Origin of the sequence: Streptomyces sp. AB3(2024) (assembly GCF_041862025.1) — a bacterium.
Classification (GTDB): domain Bacteria; phylum Actinomycetota; class Actinomycetes; order Streptomycetales; family Streptomycetaceae; genus Streptomyces.
Genome location: NZ_JBGWAB010000454.1, coordinates 1 through 210, shown reverse-complemented (window position 1 = coordinate 210; position 210 = coordinate 1). Strand labels below are relative to the sequence as shown.

Below are 210 nucleotides of genomic sequence, written 5' to 3'. Positions count from 1 at the left end.
TGCGCCACCGTCACCGCAGTGGCACCCGGCAGCGGCACCCCCACCGGAACCGTCACCTTCACCGGGGCCGGACTGAACACCACGGTGCCACTGAACGCCGGCGGCACAGCATGCGTCACCACGACCACGCTGGAAACCGGCACGGTCACAGCCGTCTACAACGGCAACAGCTGCTTCTCCTCATCGACCGGCACCGCACCGGTGACCGTC

1 protein-coding gene is annotated in these 210 nt (G+C 68.6%); it reads left to right on the top strand.

Annotated features, from left to right (window positions below):
- Nucleotides 1–18: 18 nt before the first annotated feature.
- Nucleotides 19–210: Ig-like domain repeat protein (locus ACEPPI_RS41185; protein WP_373920337.1), on the top strand; the 192-nt coding region annotated here is incomplete at its 3' end.